The 21276-nt window shown below is 55.9% G+C and carries 21 protein-coding genes; 9 read left to right on the top strand and 12 right to left on the bottom strand.

All coding sequences use genetic code 11. The annotated features are described in order from the left end of the window. Positions 1 to 5: 5 nt before the first annotated feature. Both JTI98_RS12435 and bglX read right to left on the bottom strand, forming a co-directional pair. Positions 6 to 923, bottom strand: coding sequence for an ABC transporter substrate-binding protein (locus JTI98_RS12435; protein ID WP_216081312.1), 918 nt, complete (start codon positions 921 to 923; stop codon positions 6 to 8). Positions 924 to 1064: 141 nt separating this feature from the next. After that, positions 1065 to 3362: a beta-glucosidase BglX gene (gene bglX / locus JTI98_RS12430; protein ID WP_216081311.1), complete on the bottom strand. Its 2298-nt coding sequence runs from the start codon at positions 3360 to 3362 to the stop codon at positions 1065 to 1067. A 216-nt stretch (positions 3363 to 3578) separates the two neighbouring features. Here bglX and dld point away from each other — a divergent pair, with 216 nt between their 5' ends. Together dld and JTI98_RS12420 are read left to right on the top strand one after the other, a co-directional pair. Beyond that, positions 3579 to 5300, top strand: coding sequence for a D-lactate dehydrogenase (dld, locus tag JTI98_RS12425; RefSeq protein ID WP_046401795.1), 1722 nt, complete (start codon positions 3579 to 3581; stop codon positions 5298 to 5300). A gap of 112 nt (positions 5301 to 5412) precedes the next feature. Beyond that, positions 5413 to 5967 carry a GNAT family N-acetyltransferase gene (locus JTI98_RS12420; RefSeq protein WP_043000144.1) on the top strand — a complete coding sequence of 185 codons (555 nt, stop codon included), beginning with the start codon at positions 5413 to 5415 and terminating at the stop codon, positions 5965 to 5967. Here JTI98_RS12420 and pbpG read toward each other — a convergent pair whose 3' ends face one another. Further along, positions 5968 to 6915 (bottom strand): D-alanyl-D-alanine endopeptidase, encoded by a 948-nt coding sequence (gene pbpG, locus JTI98_RS12415; protein WP_216081310.1) that lies wholly within the window; start codon positions 6913 to 6915, stop codon positions 5968 to 5970. 165 nt (positions 6916 to 7080) lie between these two features. Beyond that, on the bottom strand, positions 7081 to 7668 hold the full coding sequence (locus tag JTI98_RS12410) for a Yip1 family protein (RefSeq protein ID WP_043000142.1): 588 nt from the start codon (positions 7666 to 7668) through the stop codon (positions 7081 to 7083). 163 nt (positions 7669 to 7831) lie between these two features. Between JTI98_RS12410 and JTI98_RS12405 the strand changes: the two genes are divergently transcribed. Next, positions 7832 to 8401 carry a DedA family protein gene (locus tag JTI98_RS12405; protein ID WP_216081309.1) on the top strand — a complete coding sequence of 190 codons (570 nt, stop codon included), beginning with the start codon at positions 7832 to 7834 and terminating at the stop codon, positions 8399 to 8401. A gap of 5 nt (positions 8402 to 8406) precedes the next feature. On the opposite strand, the gene JTI98_RS12400 is transcribed toward JTI98_RS12405, so the two are convergent. From JTI98_RS12400 to JTI98_RS12365, 8 genes are all read right to left on the bottom strand, one after another. Beyond that, the gene (locus JTI98_RS12400) at positions 8407 to 9168 is read right to left on the bottom strand and encodes an SDR family oxidoreductase (protein ID WP_044258656.1); all 762 of its coding nucleotides are present in this window, start codon (positions 9166 to 9168) and stop codon (positions 8407 to 8409) included. A gap of 67 nt (positions 9169 to 9235) precedes the next feature. Further along, complete coding sequence (mdtQ, locus tag JTI98_RS12395) at positions 9236 to 10675, bottom strand: multidrug resistance outer membrane protein MdtQ (protein ID WP_216081308.1); 1440 nt, start codon at positions 10673 to 10675, stop codon at positions 9236 to 9238. Between the two features lie 144 nt (positions 10676 to 10819). Further along, a complete protein-coding gene (dusC, locus tag JTI98_RS12390) occupies positions 10820 to 11758 on the bottom strand; it encodes a tRNA dihydrouridine(16) synthase DusC (protein WP_043000138.1) in 939 nt (312 codons plus the stop codon). Positions 11759 to 11850: 92 nt separating this feature from the next. Continuing rightward, on the bottom strand, positions 11851 to 13044 hold the full coding sequence (locus JTI98_RS12385) for a 3-hydroxybenzoate 6-monooxygenase (RefSeq protein ID WP_043000137.1): 1194 nt from the start codon (positions 13042 to 13044) through the stop codon (positions 11851 to 11853). Between the two features lie 14 nt (positions 13045 to 13058). Further along, complete coding sequence (maiA, locus tag JTI98_RS12380) at positions 13059 to 13703, bottom strand: maleylacetoacetate isomerase (RefSeq protein WP_043000136.1); 645 nt, start codon at positions 13701 to 13703, stop codon at positions 13059 to 13061. 8 nt (positions 13704 to 13711) lie between these two features. Next, entirely contained in the window at positions 13712 to 14413 is a 702-nt protein-coding gene (locus JTI98_RS12375) for a fumarylacetoacetate hydrolase family protein (protein ID WP_044258653.1), read from the bottom strand. A 14-nt stretch (positions 14414 to 14427) separates the two neighbouring features. Then, on the bottom strand, positions 14428 to 15465 hold the full coding sequence (gene gtdA, locus JTI98_RS12370) for a gentisate 1,2-dioxygenase (RefSeq protein ID WP_043000134.1): 1038 nt from the start codon (positions 15463 to 15465) through the stop codon (positions 14428 to 14430). A gap of 11 nt (positions 15466 to 15476) precedes the next feature. Continuing rightward, on the bottom strand, positions 15477 to 16835 hold the full coding sequence (locus tag JTI98_RS12365; RefSeq protein WP_043000133.1) for an aromatic acid/H+ symport family MFS transporter: 1359 nt from the start codon (positions 16833 to 16835) through the stop codon (positions 15477 to 15479). Between the two features lie 126 nt (positions 16836 to 16961). Between JTI98_RS12365 and JTI98_RS12360 the strand changes: the two genes are divergently transcribed. The 6 genes from JTI98_RS12360 (at position 16962) to JTI98_RS12335 (ending at position 21270) form a co-directional block, all read left to right on the top strand. Continuing rightward, positions 16962 to 17870: a LysR substrate-binding domain-containing protein gene (locus JTI98_RS12360; protein ID WP_042317990.1), complete on the top strand. Its 909-nt coding sequence runs from the start codon at positions 16962 to 16964 to the stop codon at positions 17868 to 17870. A 131-nt stretch (positions 17871 to 18001) separates the two neighbouring features. Further along, a complete protein-coding gene (locus JTI98_RS12355) occupies positions 18002 to 18400 on the top strand; it encodes a CidA/LrgA family protein (protein ID WP_043000132.1) in 399 nt (132 codons plus the stop codon). Next, positions 18397 to 19092, top strand: coding sequence for a CidB/LrgB family autolysis modulator (locus tag JTI98_RS12350; RefSeq protein WP_044258648.1), 696 nt, complete (start codon positions 18397 to 18399; stop codon positions 19090 to 19092). The genes JTI98_RS12355 and JTI98_RS12350 overlap by 4 nt, the downstream gene beginning before the upstream one ends. A gap of 129 nt (positions 19093 to 19221) precedes the next feature. Continuing rightward, positions 19222 to 20106 carry a cytidine deaminase gene (gene cdd / locus JTI98_RS12345; protein ID WP_043000130.1) on the top strand — a complete coding sequence of 295 codons (885 nt, stop codon included), beginning with the start codon at positions 19222 to 19224 and terminating at the stop codon, positions 20104 to 20106. A 202-nt stretch (positions 20107 to 20308) separates the two neighbouring features. Continuing rightward, positions 20309 to 21028, top strand: coding sequence for an outer membrane permeability protein SanA (gene sanA, locus JTI98_RS12340; protein WP_043000129.1), 720 nt, complete (start codon positions 20309 to 20311; stop codon positions 21026 to 21028). 2 nt (positions 21029 to 21030) lie between these two features. Next, a complete protein-coding gene (locus JTI98_RS12335; RefSeq protein ID WP_044258646.1) occupies positions 21031 to 21270 on the top strand; it encodes a DUF2542 family protein in 240 nt (79 codons plus the stop codon). Positions 21271 to 21276: the final 6 nt, after the last annotated feature.

The following is a 21276-nucleotide window of genomic DNA, read 5'->3' as shown; positions in this document are numbered from 1 at the left end:
TCCGTTTACTTCACCCATCCCTTTTGTTTCAGATAGTCCGCCGCCACTTTTTTGGCGTCCAACCCTTCAACGGCAATGCTGGCATTAAGTTGTTGTAACGTTTTTTCATCGAGGCTGGCAAACACCGGTTGCAGCCATTCCGCCATCTGCGGGTACTCCTTCAGTACCGCCTCACGCACCACAGGCGCTGGCGCATAAATGGGCTGAACGCCTTTAGGATCGCTTAAGGTCTGTAGCCCCAGCGCGGCGACCGGACCATCCGTACCGTAGGCCATCGCGGCATTGACGCCGGACGTTTGCTGCGCGGCCGCTTTGATGGTCACGGCGGTGTCCCCCCCTGCCAGCGACAGCAACTGATCCTGACTGAGTTTGAAATCGTAGGCTTTTTCGAAAGCGGGCAGCGCGTCTGCACGCTCGATAAATTCAGCGGAGGCGGCCAGTTTGAAAGTACCGCCCTCTTTCAGATAACGCCCGAGATCGGCCAGTGAGGTGAGTTTATTTTTTTCGGCGACATCGCTGCGCACCGCGATAGTCCAGGTATTATTGGCTGGCGCCGGCGTTAACCAGAGCAGCTTGTTTTGCTCCGCATCGAGTTTTTTGACTTTCTCAAAGCCAGCTTGTGCGTTTTTCCACGCCGGATCGTTTTCATCTTTGAAAAAGAACGCGCCGTTACCGGTATATTCAGGGTAGATATCCAGTTCGCCTGAGGTGATCGCGCCGCGCACGACCGGCGTGGTGCCCAACTGGACTTTATTGACCGTTTTGACGCCGTGGCTTTCCAGCACCTGCAAAATGATGTTGCCGAGCAGCGCGCCTTCGGTGTCAATTTTCGAACCGACCTTTACCGGCGACGCCGCCTGCAAGGGTAAGCTCACTGCCGCTAACAGCGCCAGCGAACCGGCCCAAATCTTTGAGATTGTCATGAAGCTTTCCTCATCTTTTTGCCGACTTTTTCAGCGACTTGAGGGGAAAGCATAGTCGAAAAGTATTCGGTTAACCCGACATTTCCGTTTTTTCACGGGACCAACAAGGGGGAACCCATTGGTCAGTTCCCCCTGTAACCGTTACAGCAATTCAAACGATCCCTGCTTCACGCGGGCAGAATCGACGCCGATAAAGACGTTGAATTTTCCGGGTTCGGCATCGAACGTCATCTGCTGATTCCAGAACTTCAGCGCATTGATATCAATCGGGAAACTAACGGTTTGCGTTTCGCCAGGTTTCAGATTCACTTTCTTAAAGCCTTTCAGCTCTTTCACCGGGCGGCTCAGGGAAGCCGTGACGTCCTGTACGTACAGCTGGATCACCGTCTCACCTTCACGCTTACCGGTGTTGGTCACCTTCACACTTGCCGTCACGCTGCCGTCGCGTTTCAGGGTTGGCGCAGAGAGCGTCACGTCAGAAACATCAAACGTGGTGTAACTCAGACCATAACCAAATGGATAGAGCGGACCGTTCGCTTCGTCAAAGTAGCGAGAGGTGTATTTGTTCGGCTTGTCGGCGTTATACGGACGACCGGTGTTGAGGTGGCTGTAATAGGTCGGGATCTGCCCTACCGAACGCGGGAAAGACATGGGCAGTTTGCCCGACGGGTTGTAGTCGCCAAACAGGACGTCGGCAATCGCGTTGCCGCCTTCCGTACCGGCAAACCAGGTTTCCAGAATCGCATCGGCCTGTTGATCTTCTTTCACCAACGCCAGCGGACGACCGTTCATTAGCACCAGCACCAGCGGTTTGCCGGTCGCTTTCAGGGCCGCAATCAGATCGCGCTGGCTCTGTGGCAGCGTGATATCCGTACGGCTTGACGCTTCATGCGCCATGCCCTGCGCCTCACCCACTACGGCGACAACTACGTCAGACTGCTTCGCCGCCTTGACGGCTTCATCAATCATCTCCTGAGGTGAACGCGGATCCATCTTCACCGCCTCTTCGTACTGATTGAGGAAGGTGACAATGTCTTTATCGTTAGTGACGTTGGCCCCATGGGCGTACACCACTTTACCCTTTGTACCGAGAGCATTTTTAATGCCGGTCAGCACCGTGATGGACTGATCGGCAACGCCTGCGGCGGACCAACTGCCCATCACGTCGCGTTTGCTGTCCGCCAGCGGGCCGACAACCGCAATCGTCCCCGATTTTTTCAGCGGCAGCGTGTCGAGGCGGTTTTTCAACAGCACCAGACTTTCACGCGCCACTTCACGCGCCTCTTTCCGGTGCAGACGGCTTTCGGCGTTGGTATCCACCGGATCAGACTCTTTTGCCCCCAGATGGCTGTACGGATCGTTAAACAGCCCCATGTCATATTTCACGTTGAGTACATGCCGCGCCGCGTCATCCAGCTCCGCCATCGTCACTTTGCCGGATTTAATCAGCCCTGGCAGATATTTGCTGTAATACTCGTCGCTCATACTCATGTTAATGCCGGACTTGAGCGCCACGCGGACGGCATCTTCCGGGTCGGAGGCGGTGCCGTGTTTAATCAGCTCTTTGATAGCACCATGGTCAGAAACGGTAATACCTTTGAAGCCCCACTTGTCGCGCAGAATGTCTTTCAGCAGCCAGGCATCAGAGGTCGCTGGCGTGCCGTTCAATGAGTTCAGCGCCACCATCACCGCGCCGCTACCTGCATTCAGACCGGCTTTGTACGGCGGCATGTAGTCGTTAAACAGGCGCTGCGGGCTCATGTCGACGGTGTTGTACTCTTTACCGCCCTCCACGGCGCCGTAGGCGGCGAAGTGCTTAACGCTGGTCATCACCGAATAGCGATCCGCCGGGCTTTTGCCCTGCATCGCTTCCACCATCGTTTTTCCCATGATGGAGGTCAGATACGTATCTTCGCCAAAGCCTTCCGAGGCGCGTCCCCAGCGCGGATCGCGGGAGACATCGACCATCGGCGCCCAGGTCATGTTCAGGCCGTCGTCGGCGGCTTCATACGCCGAGATGCGTCCGACGGTTTTCACCGCGTCGAGGTTAAAAGAGGACGCCAGTCCGAGGCTAATCGGGAAGACGGTACGCTGGCCGTGCAATACGTCGTAGGCAAAAAAGAGAGGGATTTTCAGGCGGCTCAGTTCCATCACCTGATCCTGCATTTTGCGGATATCCTGACGGGTAACGGTGTTAAAAATTGCCCCCACCTGGCCGTCTTTGATCATCTCGCGGATCGCTTCTTTCGGGTTATCCGGGCCGACGCTGATTAAACGCAACTGACCAATCTTTTCATCGACAGTCATTTTCGTCAGCAACTGGGTGACAAACGCGTCCCGCGCTTCCGGCGTCAGCGGATGGTTTCCGAACAGCTCCTCCGCCAGCGCGGGTTGCAATGCCAGACTAACTGCGACACCTACAGAACATAGCCATTTCATGTTGATTCTCTCTTCCTCTAAAGCCCGACGTGGCAGCGAAAATATAGCAAAAACCGCATTTTGCCATAAGCCTAAACGGCAGCGCGGCAGAAAGCTAAGGTTATTCTCTTAATTTTCAACGCCGCCAATTCAAAGACAGCGTGAATGAGAAAGCGTATTGTCATACAAAGCGCTATGCTTGAACCTGATATTTTGTCCCACCACAAGGAGTGGAAAATGTCTTCCATTACAACAACTGATAATAAAACCTTCCTGAATGAGCTCGCCCGTCTGGTGGGACATTCACACCTGCTTACCGAACCGGCTAAAACCGCCCGCTATCGCAAGGGCTTCCGTTCCGGTCAGGGCGACGCCCTGGCGGTGGTCTTTCCCGGATCGCTGCTGGAACTCTGGCGCGTGCTGAACGCCTGCGTCAACGCCGATAAAATTATCCTGATGCAGGCCGCCAATACCGGCCTGACCGAAGGTTCCACGCCGAACGGCAATGACTATGACCGCGAGATTGTGATTATCAGCACCCTGCGCCTCGACAAACTGCACGTGTTGGGCAAAGGCGAGCAGGTGCTGGCATATCCCGGCACCACGCTGTACTCACTGGAAAAAGCGCTGAAACCGCTGGGGCGTGAACCGCACTCGGTGATTGGCTCATCATGTATCGGCGCGTCGGTCATTGGTGGGATCTGTAATAACTCCGGTGGCTCGCTGGTGCAAAGAGGCCCGGCGTATACCGAAATGTCCCTGTTTGCCCGCATTGATGAAAACGGCAAGCTGCAACTGGTTAACCATTTGGGGATCGATCTGGGGCAAACGCCGGAGCAGATCCTGAGTCAATTGGACGATGAGCGGATCAAAGAGGAAAATGTCCGCCACGACGGGCGTCATGCGCATGACCACAACTACGTCACCCGCGTCAGAGACATTGATGCCGACACCCCCGCGCGCTATAACGCTGACCCGGAGCGCCTGTTCGAGTCCTCCGGCTGCGCCGGGAAACTGGCGGTCTTCGCCGTGCGTCTCGACACCTTTGAAGCGGAAAAAAACCAGCAGGTGTTTTACATTGGCACCAACCAACCCGAGGTGCTGACAGCGCTCCGTCGCCATATTCTGTCGACGTTCGACAATCTGCCGGTCGCGGGTGAATACATGCACCGCGATATCTACGACATTGCTGAACAGTACGGCAAAGACACCTTCCTGATGATTGACAAGCTCGGCACCGACAAAATGCCGTTCTTCTTCACGCTGAAGGGCCGCACCGATGCGATGCTGGAAAAGGTGAAATTCTTCCGTCCGCACTTTACCGACCGCGCGATGCAAAAGTTTGGTCACTTGTTCCCGAGTCATCTGCCGCCGCGCATGAAAAGCTGGCGCGATAAATATGAACATCATCTGCTGTTAAAAATGGCGGGCGATGGCGTCGCTGAAGCGCAAAACTGGCTCACGGAATTTTTTAAAACCGCAGAAGGCGACTTCTTTGCCTGCACGCCGGAAGAAGGCAGCAAGGCTTTCCTGCACCGCTTTGCAGCCGCTGGCGCGGCGATTCGCTACCAGGCGGTTCATGCCGATGAGGTGGAGGATATTCTGGCGCTGGATATCGCCCTGCGCCGCAATGACACCGAATGGTATGAACATCTGCCGGCGGAAATCGACAGCCAACTGGTACATAAACTCTATTACGGTCACTTTATGTGCTATGTCTTCCACCAGGATTACATCGTGAAGAAAGGCGTGGATGCTCACGCGTTGAAAGAGCAAATGCTGGAACTGCTGCAACAGCGCGGTGCGCAATATCCGGCAGAGCATAACGTCGGGCATCTGTATGAAGCACCGCCCGCGCTGACCCGTTTTTATCGCGAAAATGACCCGACCAACAGTATGAATCCCGGAATAGGCAAGACCAGTAAGCAGAAATTCTGGAAAGTCCCCTCTTCTGATTAACTCCAGTAAACTGCTTAATGGCGCAGGCTGGATTTGCACGAAATATCGTGCAAAAGTAAGCAGATGTACCGGAGTCGTGAGGACTCCGGTTTTCTTCGCAAAGGTGAGAACCATGTCTGTTGCCGATACGCTTTCTGATAACGATATTGCGGTGCGCGACGCGCTGCCCGACGACGTAGAGGCGATCTCCTCGTTATATGCGTGGCATGTGTTGAATGGCCGCGCCTCTTTTGAAGAAACGCCTCCGACGATCGATGAGATGCGCCGACGTATGCGTACGGTCGCGCAGTATGGTCTGCCGTGGCTGGTGGCGCTCTATCGCGGCGTGGTTGTCGGTTATTGCTACGCCACACAATATCGCCCACGCCCGGCCTATCGCTATACCCTGGAAGAGTCGATTTATGTCGATGCCAGCATGACCGGACGCGGCATCGGCAGCCTGCTGATGCAGACGTTAATCACCCGCTGCGAGGAAGGACCATGGCGGCAGATGGTGGCGGTGATTGGCGACGGGCATAACAATCCCGGGTCGCTGCGGTTGCATAAAAAACACGGTTTCGAGATTGCCGGACAATTGCGTAGCGTCGGGTATAAGAAAGGAGACTGGCGGGATACGTTGATTATGCAGCGCCCACTCAACGAAGGTGACTGGACGCTGCCGGAGTAATTAATCGTTTTGCGCGGTCTGCTCACCCGCATTGCCGCCCGCTGCAGCCATCTGTGCGGCTTTTTGCTTTTTATAGCTCAATGCCGCCGCCGGAACCGGCATCACTTTCCCGGTTTCGATCCACGTGCGTAAACGACTGGCATCGGCAAAATGGGTGTACTTGCCGAATGCATCCATTACCACCAGCGCCACCGGTTTATTGTTGATTACCGTGCGCATCACCAGGCAATGCCCTGCGGCGTTGGTGAAACCAGTTTTAGTGAGCTGAATATTCCAGTTGTCGCGATACACCAGATGGTTGGTATTGCGAAACGGCAGCGTATACGCCGGGTTGGCGAAGGTCGCCATATCTTCACGCGTGGTGCTCAGTTGCCCAATCAGCGGATACTGCTTGCTGGCGATCAGCAGTTTGGTGAGATCGCGCGCCGTCGACACGTTGTGAATCGACAAACCGGTTGGTTCCACAAAACGCGTCCGGGTCATGCCCAGCGCTTTTGCCTTCGCGTTCATCGCCTTAATAAAGGCGTTATAGCCGCCCGGATAATGGTGCGCCAGGCTTGCTGCGGCCCGGTTTTCCGAGGACATCAGCGCCAGCAGTAACATATCTTTACGGCTGATTTCACTGTTCAGCCGCACGCGAGAGTAGATCCCTTTCATCTCTGGCGTCTGGCTGATATCCACTTTCAGTTTTTCGTTCAGCGGCAGCTGTGCATCAAGCACCACCATCGCCGTCATTAATTTGGTTATCGACGCAATCGGACGCACCAGGTCCGGATGGTTCGAATAGATCACCTTATTGGTGTTCAGATCCACGATCATCGCACTACCGGAGGCAATCTCAGGTTGAGACGCCGCGGCAGCCGCCGCCGTTTTTGCCAGCGCTTGCGGCGCATAAGGCACAGCCAGCATCAGCGCCAGGCTCAGTATGGAAACTCGGAATTTCAGCATGATGAGATTTCAGAAAATGATTCACGCGTGATGACACGCACCGCCGAAGTCAGGATGGCTCAGGCTAGCAGAGGAATCATAGCGAGCTAATGACCTTGCCGCCAGAAGAGAATCGTCAGGAAAGGCTGCGTTGCTGGCTTTTGCACCAGCAACGCAGCACGATAATCAGAACAAGCGATAGCCGTATCCCCAGAGGATGACGGTCAGCGCCAGCAGCACTTCCAGTACCAGTACGCCGATAGCCAGGGTTGAACTGGAGAAGCTCAGCCCTTCGTCCTTATTGATATTCAGGAATGTCGGAATGCCCACATAGAGCAGATAGCCGGTATAGAACAACGCTACCGTCCCGACAAATGCGCAAAGCCACACCAGCGGATACAGCGCCACCAGACCGCTAAGAAACAGCGGCGTCGCCACATAACCGGCAAACACCATACAGTGCGTCAAAGACGGACGCTGCGGATAACTCCGCGCCATCCACCAGATCACGCGCCCCATGATCGCCACGCCCGCCAGCATCACGGCATAGAACAGAACAGCCAGCACCAGGCCCGTAAACAGAGAAAGCTTCAGGACAGTGCCGTCGCCAAAATTCCAGCCGATTTGCGTCGTACCAATGAAGGCACAAATGACCGGGATGGCCGCCATCAAAAGCACATGGTGGGTGTAGTGATGCGAAACCGTTTCGTTCTCGCTGTTGATCACCTGCATTTCACGATTGGGATGAGAAAACAGCCCCCAGACATGGTTCATACCGCCCCCTTGTTGTCAGCTGTGAACCTAACACTTCAAGTATAATTCAGCTTTGCGATTATTTATTGTACAGATAAAGAAATGCCGCCGCGCCTGATGGCCCTTTTTGAGCATCACGAATTCAGAGGGTGTATGCTTACCATTGTGGAGGTCATACATACGTATGGATATAAACAGTCTTATTGCGCAATACGGTTATGCCGCGCTGGTGGTTGGAAGTCTGGCGGAAGGCGAAACCATTACTCTGCTGGGGGGCGTAGCGGCGCATCAGGGATTACTCAAGTTCCCCCTCGTGGTCGTGGCCGTGGCCTTAGGCGGCATGATAGGCGATCAGTTACTCTATCTGCTGGGACGCCGCTTTGGTGGCAGGATCCTGCGCCGCTTTGCACGTCATCGTGACAAAATTCGTCAGGCGCAGAAGATAATCCAGCGTCGCCCGTATCTGTTCGTGATCGGCACCCGATTTATGTACGGGTTTCGCGTGATTGGCCCGCTGTTGATTGGCGCCAGCCATCTGCCGCCAAAGATTTTTTTACCGCTGAATATCCTTGGCGCGCTGGTCTGGGCGCTGATCTTCACCACCCTGGGTTATGCAGGAGGTGAAGTGGTCGCGCCATGGTTGCATCATCTCGATCAGCATCTCAAACATTGGATCTGGCTGATTCTGGCAGTGGTGCTGGTGATCGGCGTTCGCTGGTGGCTGAAACGCCGCAGCCGTAAACAGGTGGGGTAAGCGGGTTATTCCGGCCTGAACTGGGGATTGGCCAGCATAAATCCCCCATCCACAATAAACGATTGCCCGGTGGTATAACCCGCCTCTTCCGAGCACAGCCAGGCGACCAGACTGGCGATTTCCCGCGTCGACCCAGGTCTTCCCAGCGGGATTGACGGCTCGGTTCCCGGCTTAACGTCACTGTCATCCATATCATTCATCGGCGTGGCTATCGCCCCAGGCGCCACAGCGTTAACCAGAATGTTGTGGCGGACCAGCTCAAGCGCCATGGCTTTGGTGAGTCCGCCGAGAGCATGTTTCGCCGCCGTGTAGGCGCTGGCCTCAGGTAACGGGGTATGTTCGTGCACCGAGGTAATATTGATAATGCGCCCCCCCTGTCCCTGCTTCACCATCTGGCGGGCCGCCAGCTGTGAGCAGAGAAACGCCCCATCGACATCGACCGTAAATATCTGCCGCCAGTCGTCAAAGGAGGTCTCCAGGAATGCGGATTTGCTCATCGTTCCCGCGTTATTGACCAGCACATCGATCCGGCCAAAGCGCGCAATCAGATGTTCCAGCGCCTGTGCACCCTGCGGCAGCTGGCTCAGGTCCAGTTGAAGGGTCTCCGCCCGGACGCCATGACTTTCCACCTCACGGGCGGTATCACGCGCTCCCTGCTCGTCTGAATGCCAGGTGATGCCGATATCAAATCCCGCTTTCGCTAACTGAAGGGCGCACGCCTTGCCAATACCTGAATCGGAAGCCGTCACGATTGCTGCTTTTGCCATATCATCCTCCGGTTGCAACAGAACTGAGCCTTAAGTATAGAAACTCTCTACGAAGCAACCGAAATAATCAGGAATGATGGTAACCGCCGCCGAGCGCGCTGGTAAGCTGGATGGAGGCATCCAGCCACTGCCCCTGCAAAATCAGTCCGTTACTCTGCTCGCGCAGCGCGGGAATTCTGGCCTTGCTAACGAGAGAGCCTGCGATAATCCCGGCGTTATAGCGCGCCTGCGCCAGGCTGACCACTCGATCGGCGTCATGTTCAATCTGCTGCTGATGCTGATTTTTCTGCATCAGCGTCGCCACCTGACTGGCCGTGCGCGCCACGTCATTTACCGCATCAACGACAGCTTTGTTATAACGGGCGATCGACAAATTGTTCTGCGCCTGAGCGATATCAAGGTTGGCATTCAGTCTGCCACTGTCGAAGATCGGCAGCGTCAGGCCCGCGGTCACGCCCATCTGCTGGGCGGAACGGCGGAACAGATCGCTCAGATGCAGCGCATCCTGTTGCAAAAAGGCCATCAGATTGACGTCGGGGTAGAACGCCGCCTTCGCCGCCTCCACGCTGCTCATTGACGATTCGATCACCCAGTGCGCCGCCTGTAAATCCGCTCTGCGCGCCAGTAAGGAGTAGCCCAGCTGCGTCGGTAACTGGCTTTCCACTTTTGGCAGGTTCACCGGATGCAGCTTCAGCGCCGCCGACTGCGTGTTGGTCAGCGCGCTCAGACGCGCCTCAATCACCTTCATCTTCCCGGCAACCTCATTCAACTGCTGCTGGGTTTTACTGTCATCGATATCCGTTTCCACGCCTTCTACCGAAGAGGTGATGCCGTTATTGTACAACTGGCGATCGCTATCAATGATGTTGCGCTGTTCCCGTTCAATTTGGGTCAGCAGTTTGCTCAGCGCCGCCTCGGTCTGCCATTCCCAGTAAAGCCGCGTCACGCCGCTGGCTAACAGTTGGCGGGTTTGCTCTCGCTCGGCTTCCCGCGCTTTCACCGCCCCGATGCGCGCGGTCACTTCCGCGCGGTTCTTGCCCCATAAATCGAGATCCCAACCGGCCGTCAGGCCAAACGTACCGTTGGTGTACCACGGCCCCGTCGTGCCTGCGGCCGGATCGTTCAGGGCAAACGGCCCCATGATGCCTTCCGCGGACATTTTCTGCCGTTCGGCATTGGCGGAGAAATCGACCTGCGGCCCATCCTGGGCTTCAACGGCTTTAGCCTGCGCTTCGGCCAGTCTGATTCGCTGTTCCGCCACCTGCATATCCGGAGAACGGGAAAGTGCGTTCTTCACTAACTCGTTCAACTGTGCGTCATGATAATCCTGCCACCACTGGCTTCCGGGCCACCCGTTCTTCAACGCTGACGGCAGCGCCGAATCTACGTGAGAAGCGGGAAGTTGTTGAGTCAGCGTCTGTTGAGTGTCATGCATGGGAGCACATCCCGCGAGCAGAATAACCAGCGGAAAGCCCGCTTTCAGCGCGTGAAAAGAGTAACGAGTCATTAAAATATTCTGATAAGAAAAGGTGCGCGGAGCTTACCCGTTGTTGTGCGCGCTTTTTTAGTTACGCGTGGCATAACATCTTCAGCAATGAAAAGTCACACCTGGCAAAATATATCCAAGCAGAATATATGCAGCTCAATAATATTAAATTTCAATCGACTGGATCGCGCGGGCAATATCCGGTGAATTATTTAAGGCGCGAATCGACTGGAAAACGTCCGTGGCTTCTTCATATTCTTTTCGCAAATAGCCCAGCCATTGTTTAATACGCGCGACATGATATAAACCGGTGTCGCCCTGTTTTTCCAGACGGGTATACTTTTTCAGCAGTTCGACAACCTGCGGCCATGGCATTCGCGGCTCGTTATACTTCACCACCCGGCTGAGGTTGGGAATGTTTAATGCCCCGCGGCCAATCATCACCGCGTCACAGCCACTGACCGCCAGGCATTCCTGGGCGCTTTGCCAGTCCCAGATTTCACCGTTGGCAACCACCGGAATAGACAGTCGCTCGCGAATTTCGCCAATCGCTTGCCAGTTGATATGTTCCGCCTTATAGCCCTGCTCTTTGGTGCGCCCGTGTACAACCAGTTCACTCGCCCCGGCCTGCTGGACGGCATCTGCAATCTCAAACTTTTTGTCGCCGCTGTCCCAGCCCAGACGCACTTTCACCGTCACCGGCAGATGCGCCGGCACCGCTTCACGCATCGCTTTCGCGCCCAGATAGATGAGTTCCGGGTCCTTCAGCAGCGTCGCACCGCCGCCGCTGCCGTTGACCATTTTTGACGGACACCCGCAGTTAAGATCAACACCGTAAGAACCGAGTTCCACGGCGCGGGCGGCATTTTCCGCCAGCCACTGAGGATACTGCCCTAACAGTTGCACGCGCACTAAGGTGCCGGATGGGGTCCGGCTACCGTTGAGCAGTTCGGGACAGAGTCGATGAAAGACTTTTACTGGCAAGAGTTGATCCACCACGCGCACAAATTCGGTGATGCAAAGATCGTAGTCATTCACTTCCGTCAGAAGTTCGCGCACCAGTGAATCAAGTACGCCTTCCATCGGCGCCAGTAAAACACGCATATCGTTATCCGCAAAAAAAGAGGCGCTATCATAGCGCCTCTGTGCGATGAGCAAAACCTTTTGCCGGATGACGACGCAAAGCGCCTGTATTCTCAGCGTGGCAGAAGACAGTTATCTTCTTTCCAGCCGTACAGCCATTCCATGCCGCGATAAAACTCCGCCTGCGATTTACCTTTCCACAACAGGTTTCGCACCTGACGCTCCACGCCTGCTGCGTGATACACGCGCCCCATTTCGCGCGTCGACCAGACGATGCGCGCCGTGCGTGGAATGCGTACCGACTCATACAGCGCAAAGGCTTTCGCCGCATCGCCATCGCACTGCTCCAGCGCTTTACCCAGCGTCACAGCATCTTCCAGCGCCATACAGGCCCCCTGCGCCATGTACTGCGCCACCGGGTGCGCGGCATCGCCCACCAGCGTGATGCGCTCAGTGCCCCATTTCTCTACCGGTTCGCGATCGGCGGTTGACCAGCGACGCCAGGTCGTGGGTTTATCCAGCATCTGCCGCGGGCGCGGATGGATCCCGGCGAAATACGACAGCACCTCTTCCTTACTGCCGTCTTTCACGCCCCACTCCTCCTGCTGGCGGCTGTGGAAGGTGACAACCAGGTTGTACTGCTTGCCGCCGCGCAGCGGGTAGTGCACGAGGTGGCAATGCGGCCCGGCCCAGAGCACTGGCGCGTTAATGCGCAGGTCTTCCGGCATGTCCGCACAGTCAATCACCGCACGGTAAACGACGTGTCCGGTCACGCGCGGCGAATCGCCCAGCAAACTCTGACGCACCACCGACTTCACGCCATCACAACCGACCAGAATATCGGCGGTCCAGCTATTCCCCTGCTCGTCGAACACCGTTACGTCGTCCGCCGTCTGGCGAATGTCGACCACATTGGTCGAGGTCCGGTACTCAACGTTTGGATGAGTCAGTACGGATTCCCAGACGGAAGCGTGAATATCGACCCGGTGGATGACCGCATACGGACCGCCGAAATGGTCGCGAAAGGCCTGCCCGGTCTCGATGTGCACCACTTCTTCCGCGTTCACGGCATCCATCATGGTGATGTGGTCGGTAAACACCGCACGCTGACGCGCGACGTCGCCGACGCCGAGGCTGTCCAGCGCAGAGAAGGCGTTGGGACCGAGCTGAATGCCCGCGCCGATCTCGCCAATTTCATGGGCTTTTTCCAGCAGCATCACTTTGATACCCTGACGCGCCAGCGAAAGCGCGGTGGCTGCCCCGCCAATTCCGCCGCCGACAATAATTGCGCTCGTCACTTTAGCCATTGTCATTCTCCTTCTCAGGCTGAGATTTTATCTTGTTGATTTTCCGGGGCAGCGGCGATGAACGCCGGGAGCTGTGTGCAGGCGTCATACACGGCTTTGCAGCGCGGATAGCCGCTCAGATCGCACCCCATTCTTAACGCATTCGCCCATTGCGGGACCAGACAGCAGTCGGCAAGCGTCGGTGCATTACCCACGCAGAAGTTCTGCGACTGACTCTGACGCAGTAGCTGCTCAACGGCGCTTAACCCCTGCTGGATCCAGTGCGCGTACCAGCGTTTTTTCTCTTCTTCACTGACCTTCAGTTCCTCGCTCAGATAGCGCAGCACCCGCAGGTTATTAACCGGATGAATATCGCAAGCGATGGCATAGACAATCTCCAGCACCTGCGTGCGCGCCGGATCGCTGACGGGCAGCAAGCGTGATTGCGGAAAATGCCGGTCCAGCCAGTCGATAATCGCCAGCGACTGGCCCAGCGCTTCGCCATCATCGGTTACCAGCGTTGGTACCAGCCCCACCGGATTCATCCGCCGGTAGGCCAGTTCATTTTGCTGCCCAATACGGATATTGACGCCCACCGTGTGGTAGTCGATGCCCTTTAATGCCAGCGCGATACGCACGCGGTACGACGCCGAACTGTTAAAAAAACTGTACAGCTTCATACATCACCTCAGACAATCTTCACAGCGATAGGCGTCAGTCCGTCCACGCCTCCGGTGATCACATCCCCTTTCACTACGGCACCCACGCCTTCCGGCGTGCCGGTGAAGATCAGGTCGCCCGGTTGCAGTTCGAAGAAGCCGGACAGATAGCTGATCGTTTCATTTACCGACCAGATTAGATGGCGAATATCGCTGCGCTGATGATCGTCGCCATTCACCTGTAACCAGATGGGCGCAGAGGTGATATCCGCAATTTCATCCGCTTTATGCAGCGGCGCGATGGGCGCAGAGAGATCGAACGCTTTGCCGATTTCCCACGGACGTCCCATCTGACGCATCTCCATCTGGCGATCGCGGCGGGTCATGTCCAGTCCGGTGGCATAGCCCCAGATATACTCATGAGCGTTTTCTAACGGGATATCGCTGCCCTTTTTGCCGATGGCGACCACCAGCTCAATTTCATAGTGATAGTTATCCGTTTGCGCCGGGTATGGCAGCGCTAACGTTTCGCCTGCGGCAACCGGCACAATCGCATCGGCAGGCTTACAGAAAAAGAACGGCGGCTCTCGGTCCGGATCAAACCCCATTTCGCGGGCATGGGCGGCGTAGTTACGCCCCACGCAGTACACGCGACGGACGGGGAACTGCGCATCGCTGCCGACAACCGGGACAGTAACGGGGGCCTGTGGTGCAAATACATACTGAGTCATGGTTCTCTCCCAAATTAATAGCGGGCTTCGCGGAACAACCCGAGGGCTTCCTGTACCGGTCGGTCCGAAAAACTGAATAAAACGGTCTCATCGGTGGTTTTGAATGACACGCCGTGCCAGGTCGGAACCACAAAAATATCTTTGGCTGAGAAATGGAACGTCTCGTTGCCGACGGTGACATCACCCGCCCCTTCAACCACGTGATAAATGGTGCTGTCAGTGGTACGCGCCACTCGCGAGGTAAAGCCTTTTGGTAACAGTTGCAGGAACGTCCCCATCGATGGCATCGGGTAGCCGCCGGTCACCGGGTTGACATAGCGCATTTTGTAGCCATCCCACTCGTCGGCATCGCCCAGACGGGTCAGGTCGTGCAGCGCGTCGCGGCTGCGGTCATAGCGATAGTTGAAAATTGGCGATGAATTGCCTTTCTGATGGCGCAGCGGCAGCATATTGGCGGCATAGCGCGGCAGATAGTCGCCCTCTTTGCGTGAAACTGGCTGCTGATCTTCCGGGTAATCCTCGGCAAAGCCACAGCCCAGAATGTTCACCAGCGGCAGATCCAGACCGTCCAGCCAGACAACCGGCTCATCGCCAGGGTTGCCGTGGTCGTGCCATTGCCACTGCGGGGTCAGAATAAAATCGCCGGTGTGCATCTGGGTGCGTTCACCGTCCACGGCGGTAAATGCCCCTTTCCCTTCCACAATAAAGCGTAACGCCGACTGGTTATGACGATGGCTGGGAGCGACTTCGCCCGGCATGATGAGCTGCAGTCCCGCATAGAGCGTTGACGTAATTGAGGACTGACCGCGCAGCATCGGGTTTTCCAGTACCAGCACGCGACGAATCGCCTCTTTCGCGCCAATCAGGTTGCCGCTTTCCAGCAGCAGCGGACGAATTTCCTGGTAGTTCCAGTATGCTGGCGCACAGGTCGGATTCGGCGTTTGTGGTACCAGATGATGCAGCGATTCCCACAGCGGGGTCAGGTTCTGCCCCGAAATATGCTGATAAAACTGCTGACGGCTGTTTTTAACATCCTGATTATGGTCTGACATAGGGATTCTCCTTATTCGTTCACGACGCTTGCGTGCGGCATAGCATCAGGGACAGAGGCTGACTGGCGGACAACTACCGTAAGTACGGCTAACATCACCGCGCTAATGGCCGCCGGAACAGCGATAATGAAAAACAAGGTGTCGAAAGAGAAATTCATCGCCATCATCACGCCGCCGGAAAGCGAACCGACAATCGCTCCGCAGCGCCCCACCGCGTTGGACCAGCTCACGCCCGTCGCCCGACTCTGGGTGGGATAGAGCGTGGCGGTTAAGGCATTGAGGCCCACCTGCGATCCGCTGATACCTACCCCGGTACCGAAAATCGCCAGCGCCATCAGCCATAAACCGTTTTCGCTCAGGCCAATCATGACAATGCATACCGCTCCCAGCGCGTAGCTCGTAGCCAGCACCCGGAAGGGATTGTGTTTATCCATCAGCACGCCCAATGCCAGCGCGCCGAGCGTACCGCCAATCTGGAACGCCGCCGTCACCCAGGAAGCCTGCTGCAGGTCAATCCCACGATGGTTCAACAGCGTCGGCATCCAGCTCGACAGCAGATAGATGATTAACAGACTCATGAAGAACACCACCCATAACATCAGGGTAATGGGCAACTGGCGGCCAACAAACAGCTGACGAATGCTGCCTTTGGCTATCGCCGCCGCCTCCTGGAGGTAAAACTGGGTATTGTCGTAACGTTCGCCGGTGATCGCGCTGACCGTTCTGGCGATGGTTGCCTGCGGCAACTGGCGACGGACCTGCCAGCGTGGAGATTCCGGCAGGACCGCGAGCAGGACGAAGAACAGCATCAGCGGTAACACGCCGCCGAGGACCAGAATCCCGTGCCAGCCAATAACCGGCACCAGCTGCGCGCTGACAATTCCGCCCATCGCTGAACCGAGCGTAAAGCCACAGAACATCAGGGTGACCAGCGCACCGCGGCGGCGGGCAGGCAAGTATTCAGAGGTCATGGTGATGGTGTTGGGCATAGCACCGCCGAGGCCCAGACCGGTCAGAAAGCGCAGGATAACCAGCGTTTGCAAATCCGGCGAAAAGGCGGAGATCAGGCTCAGCGCACCAAACAACGCCACGCAGAGCTCAATCACTCGTTTGCGACCGAAACGGTCAGACAGCGGTCCGCAAAGTAAGGCGCCGGCGGTAAGTCCTAACAGACCTGCGCCAAACAGCGGAGCGAGGTCTCCGGCAGTTAACTGCCAGTGGGTACGAATATCGGGTGCAATAAAGCCAATGGCTGCGGTATCAAAACCATCAAGCATGACCACCAGAAAGCAGCAGATGATCACCCGCCACTGTGTCTTGCTGACAGGAGCAGCATCGATCAGGGCTTGTAGTTCACGTCGTTGAGTCATAGTGAATGCCTCGGTGCAGGTAGGGACAGATGTTGTTTTGTTTTTGGTATGTTACGAGTTTGTAGACTGGGCGATAAAATGTACAATGGCATTTCATGCAGAGACATAACCTGGAGGTTATCGCTGATGGCAAACTGGGCGCAAAAACTGAAGCTGCACCATCTGCAAATGCTGGTGGCGCTAGGCGAACAAGGGAATCTCACGCACGTTGCACGAATGATGAATATCACCCAGCCCGCGCTGTCGAAATGGCTGTCACAGCTCGAAGATGAGATGGGGATCACGCTCTTTGAACGTCACAGTAAAGGCCTGCGCCCCTCGGAAGGCGGCAAGTTGCTGCTGCAACACGCCCAGCGTTTAATCAATGACATGGAGCGTTCACAGTATGAAATGGCGCGCTTTAAAGAAGGCGGGCTGGTAGGGAGCCTGAAGATTGGCTGCTCGCCAGTGGCGACCGACTGTGTGTCGCAGGCGATCCTCAATCTGCTCGTGGAGATGCCGACGCTGCACCTTAACATTGAAGAAAAGGTCATGACGCCGCTGCTGCACGACCTGCTTGCCGGTTCCGTGGATGTCGTGGTCGGCCGCGTCGGTGGGCGGGCACTGCAGCTTCCGCTCAATTATCAGGTGCTGTATACCGAACCCGTTTGCTTTGTCGCCCGTCCCCACCATCCATTAGCGAAGTTTGACACCCTGAGCTGGGCCGATCTTGCGCACTGGCGCTGGATCGTCTGGCCGACGGGAACACCTATCCGCCTGAGCATTGATAACGCGCTGGTCGATAACGGAGTGATGTTGCCGGAGAACACCATCGAGTCGGCATCGATGAACGTCAGTACTAACCTGCTGCAAAGCAGCGATATGATCTCTATCCTTTCTTTACGGCTGGCGCAGCGCTATGCCAGCCAGGGACAGCTGGTGATCCTCAACCTGCCGAAGATTGAACAAAAAGGCAGCGTGGGCGTGTTCTGGCGCAATAATGAGACGCCGTCCAGCGCGCTGAGTCGTTTTCTGCAACTGCTGGCACAAGTTTAGCATCACGTATTGGGGATATTGCCCAATGTTCCCGCTGTCTATGTTCAGTATGCTAAGAATTCATGATGTGATCGATAGCACGTTTTAAAGTTTAATTGTATGATGAATCCGTCGCTTCGAGGAATTTCAACATGAGCAAGACACTGAATATCATCTGGCAATACTTACGCGCTTTCGTGCTGATTTATGCCTGTCTGTATGCAGGCATTTTTATTGCGTCCCTGCTGCCTGTCGCCATTTCTGGCAGCATCATCGGGATGCTGATCCTGTTTGTGCTGCTGGCGCTGCAAATTATCCCGGCGAAATGGGTGAATCCTGGCTGCTATGTGCTGATTCGCTATATGGCGCTGTTATTTGTGCCGATTGGCGTCGGCGTGATGCAGTACTTCGATCTGCTGCGCGCGCAGTTTGGCCCGGTGGTGGTGTCGTGTGCGATCAGTACGCTGGTGGTGTTTCTGGTCGTGAGCTGGAGTTCACATCTGGTTCACGGTGAACGGAAAGTGGTGGGTCAGGAAGGATCTAAAGAATGATGTCGTCAATCTGGTGGTCTTTACCGCTGACGCTGGCGGTTTTTTTCGGCGCGCGCAAACTGGCGACACGGTTTAAATTTCCTTTACTGAATCCGCTGCTGGTGGCGATGGTGGTGATTATCCCGTTCCTCCTGCTGACCGGCATCTCCTACGACAGCTATTTTAAAGGTAGCGAAGTGCTGAATGACCTGCTGCAACCGGCGGTCGTGGCGCTGGCCTATCCACTGTATGAACAGCTGCATCAGATTCGCGCCCGCTGGAAGTCAATCATTACTATCTGTTTTGTTGGCAGCGTTGTGGCGATGGTGACCGGCACCACAGTGGCGCTGTTGATGGGCGCCACGCCTGAAATCGCCGCCTCCGTCTTACCGAAATCCGTCACTACGCCGATTGCGATGGCCGTGGGCGGCAGCATCGGCGGCATTCCGGCGGTCAGCGCCGTGTGCGTGATTTTCGTCGGTATACTCGGTGCCGTCTTTGGTCATACCCTGTTAAACGCCATGCGCATTAAAACCAAAGCCGCACGCGGACTGGCGATGGGCACCGCGTCCCACGCCCTCGGCACCGCCCGCTGTGCGGAGCTGGATTATCAGGAAGGCGCATTCAGTTCGCTGGCTCTGGTGATTTGCGGGATTATTACCTCGCTGATCGCCCCGTTCCTGTTTCCGGTTATTCTCGCGGTTGTGGGCTAAAATTTGCGATACGTCGCGCATTTTTAATTTATGTTTCATAAGTTGCATACACAATGAGAATTAGATCACACATATAGCCATAACAGGCCCGTACACTACGATCCCAATACATTGTTATGAGGCAACGCCATGCACCCACGTTTTCACACTGCGTTTAGCCAACTTGCGGACAACCTGCAATCCGCGCTGGCGCCCATTCTGGCAGATACGCATTTCCCCGCGTCGCTGACGGCTGAGCAGGTATCAATGCTTAAAAGCGCAACGGGACTGGACGAAGACGCACTGGCATTTGCGCTGCTGCCGCTGGCGGCGGCCTGCGCCTGTACGCCGTTGTCGAACTTTAACGTTGGCGCAATTGCGCGCGGCGTGAGCGGAACGTGGTATTTCGGCGCCAATATGGAATTCCTCGGCGCGACGATGCAACAAACGGTTCACGCTGAACAAAGCGCCATCAGCCACGCCTGGTTGCGCGGCGAGAAAGGTCTCGCCGCAATCACCGTTAACTACACCCCGTGCGGCCACTGCCGCCAGTTTATGAACGAACTCAACAGCGGGCTGGATCTGCGCATTCATCTGCCCGGTCGGGAACCGCATACGCTGCGCGACTATTTGCCGGACGCGTTTGGACCGAAAGATCTCGACATCAAAACGCTGCTGATGGACGAACAGGATCACGGTTTCGCCCCTCAGGGAGATGCGCTGACGCAAGCGGCCATTGCCGCCGCGAGCCGCAGTCATATGCCGTACAGCCAGTCACCGAGCGGTGTAGCGCTGGAGTGCAAAGATGGACGTATCTTTAGCGGAAGCTATGGCGAAAACGCCGCATTTAACCCGACCATCCCACCGCTACAGGGCGCGCTGATTATGTTGAATCTGAACGGCTATGGTTATGCCGATATTCAGCGTGCGGTGCTGGCGGAAAAAGCCGACGCGCCGCTGATCCAGTGGGATGCCACCGCCGCCACGCTGAAAGCGCTGGGCTGCAGCAACATCGATCGCGTACTTTTGGGCTAATTGTCTGATGGCGTCCGCGCACAGGCTGGATAAGGCGTTTTCATCGCTATCCGGTCTAACCACCTGATGGCGCAACGTTTATCAGACCTACGCTTGTTTCACGTATTGCTGAAAATCCCCCCAATCAGACTGCTGTTTCTTGCGCTTCGCCAGCGGGTACAGTAGCCTGATTGAAATTTCATCCAGTGACAGAGTTTTCTTCATGCTAAAGCGCGCCCTCTACAGCCTGTTGGTCCTGATCGGCTTGCTGCTGTTGATCGTGCTGGGCCTTGATCGCTGGATGAGCTGGAAAACTGCCCCCTATATTTACGACGAGCTTCAGGACCTGCCCTACCGCCAGGTTGGCGTGGTGCTCGGCACGGCCAAATATTATCGTACTGGGGTGATCAACCAGTATTATCGCTATCGTATTCAGGGCGCGTTGAACGCCTATAACAGCGGCAAAGTTAACTATCTGCTGCTCAGCGGCGACAACGCCCTGCAAAGCTATAACGAACCGATGACGATGCGCAAAGATCTAATTGCCGCTGGCGTCGATCCTGCCGATATTGTGTTAGATTACGCTGGATTCCGCACGCTCGATTCGATTGTCCGCACCCGTAAAGTCTTTGACACCAATGACTTCATCATCATTACCCAGCGTTTCCACTGCGAACGCGCACTGTTTATCGCGTTGCATATGGGGATTCAGGCGCAGTGCTACGCCGTGCCGTCGCCAAAAGATATGCTGACGGTTCGGGTACGCGAGTTTGGCGCACGTTTTGGCGCGCTGGCCGATCTGTATCTGTTTAAACGTGAACCCCGTTTCCTCGGCCCGTTAGTGCCAATTCCCTCCCTGCATCAGGTTCCCGACGATGCCCAGGGCTATCCGGCCGTAACGCCGGAACAATTGCTTGAACTGCAAAAGAGACAAGGAAAATAAGCATGGAAGACAAAACGCTTTTTATCGTGATTGGCGTACTGATGATCGTCGCCTGGACCCTGCGGGAAGGTATTAAAGGGTTACGCTCTGGCGTCGTTGAGAAAACGGTTAAAGGTTCGCAAACGCCGCGCTTAATTCAGCGCGCAGCGGAACCTGGCGCTTACTGGAGCTATATTGGCGTCTACTTTGGTCTTTCGGTCGGCGCGCTGCTTGTCGGCATCTGGTTAGTTTTTATCAAATAAAAGACC

The sequence above is a fragment of the Citrobacter sp. MGH 55 genome (assembly GCF_016906145.1).
Lineage (GTDB): Bacteria > Pseudomonadota > Gammaproteobacteria > Enterobacterales > Enterobacteriaceae > Citrobacter_A > Citrobacter_A amalonaticus.
Note: the sequence above shows the minus strand (reverse complement) of the source record. Positions and strands in the feature narration are given on the sequence as shown.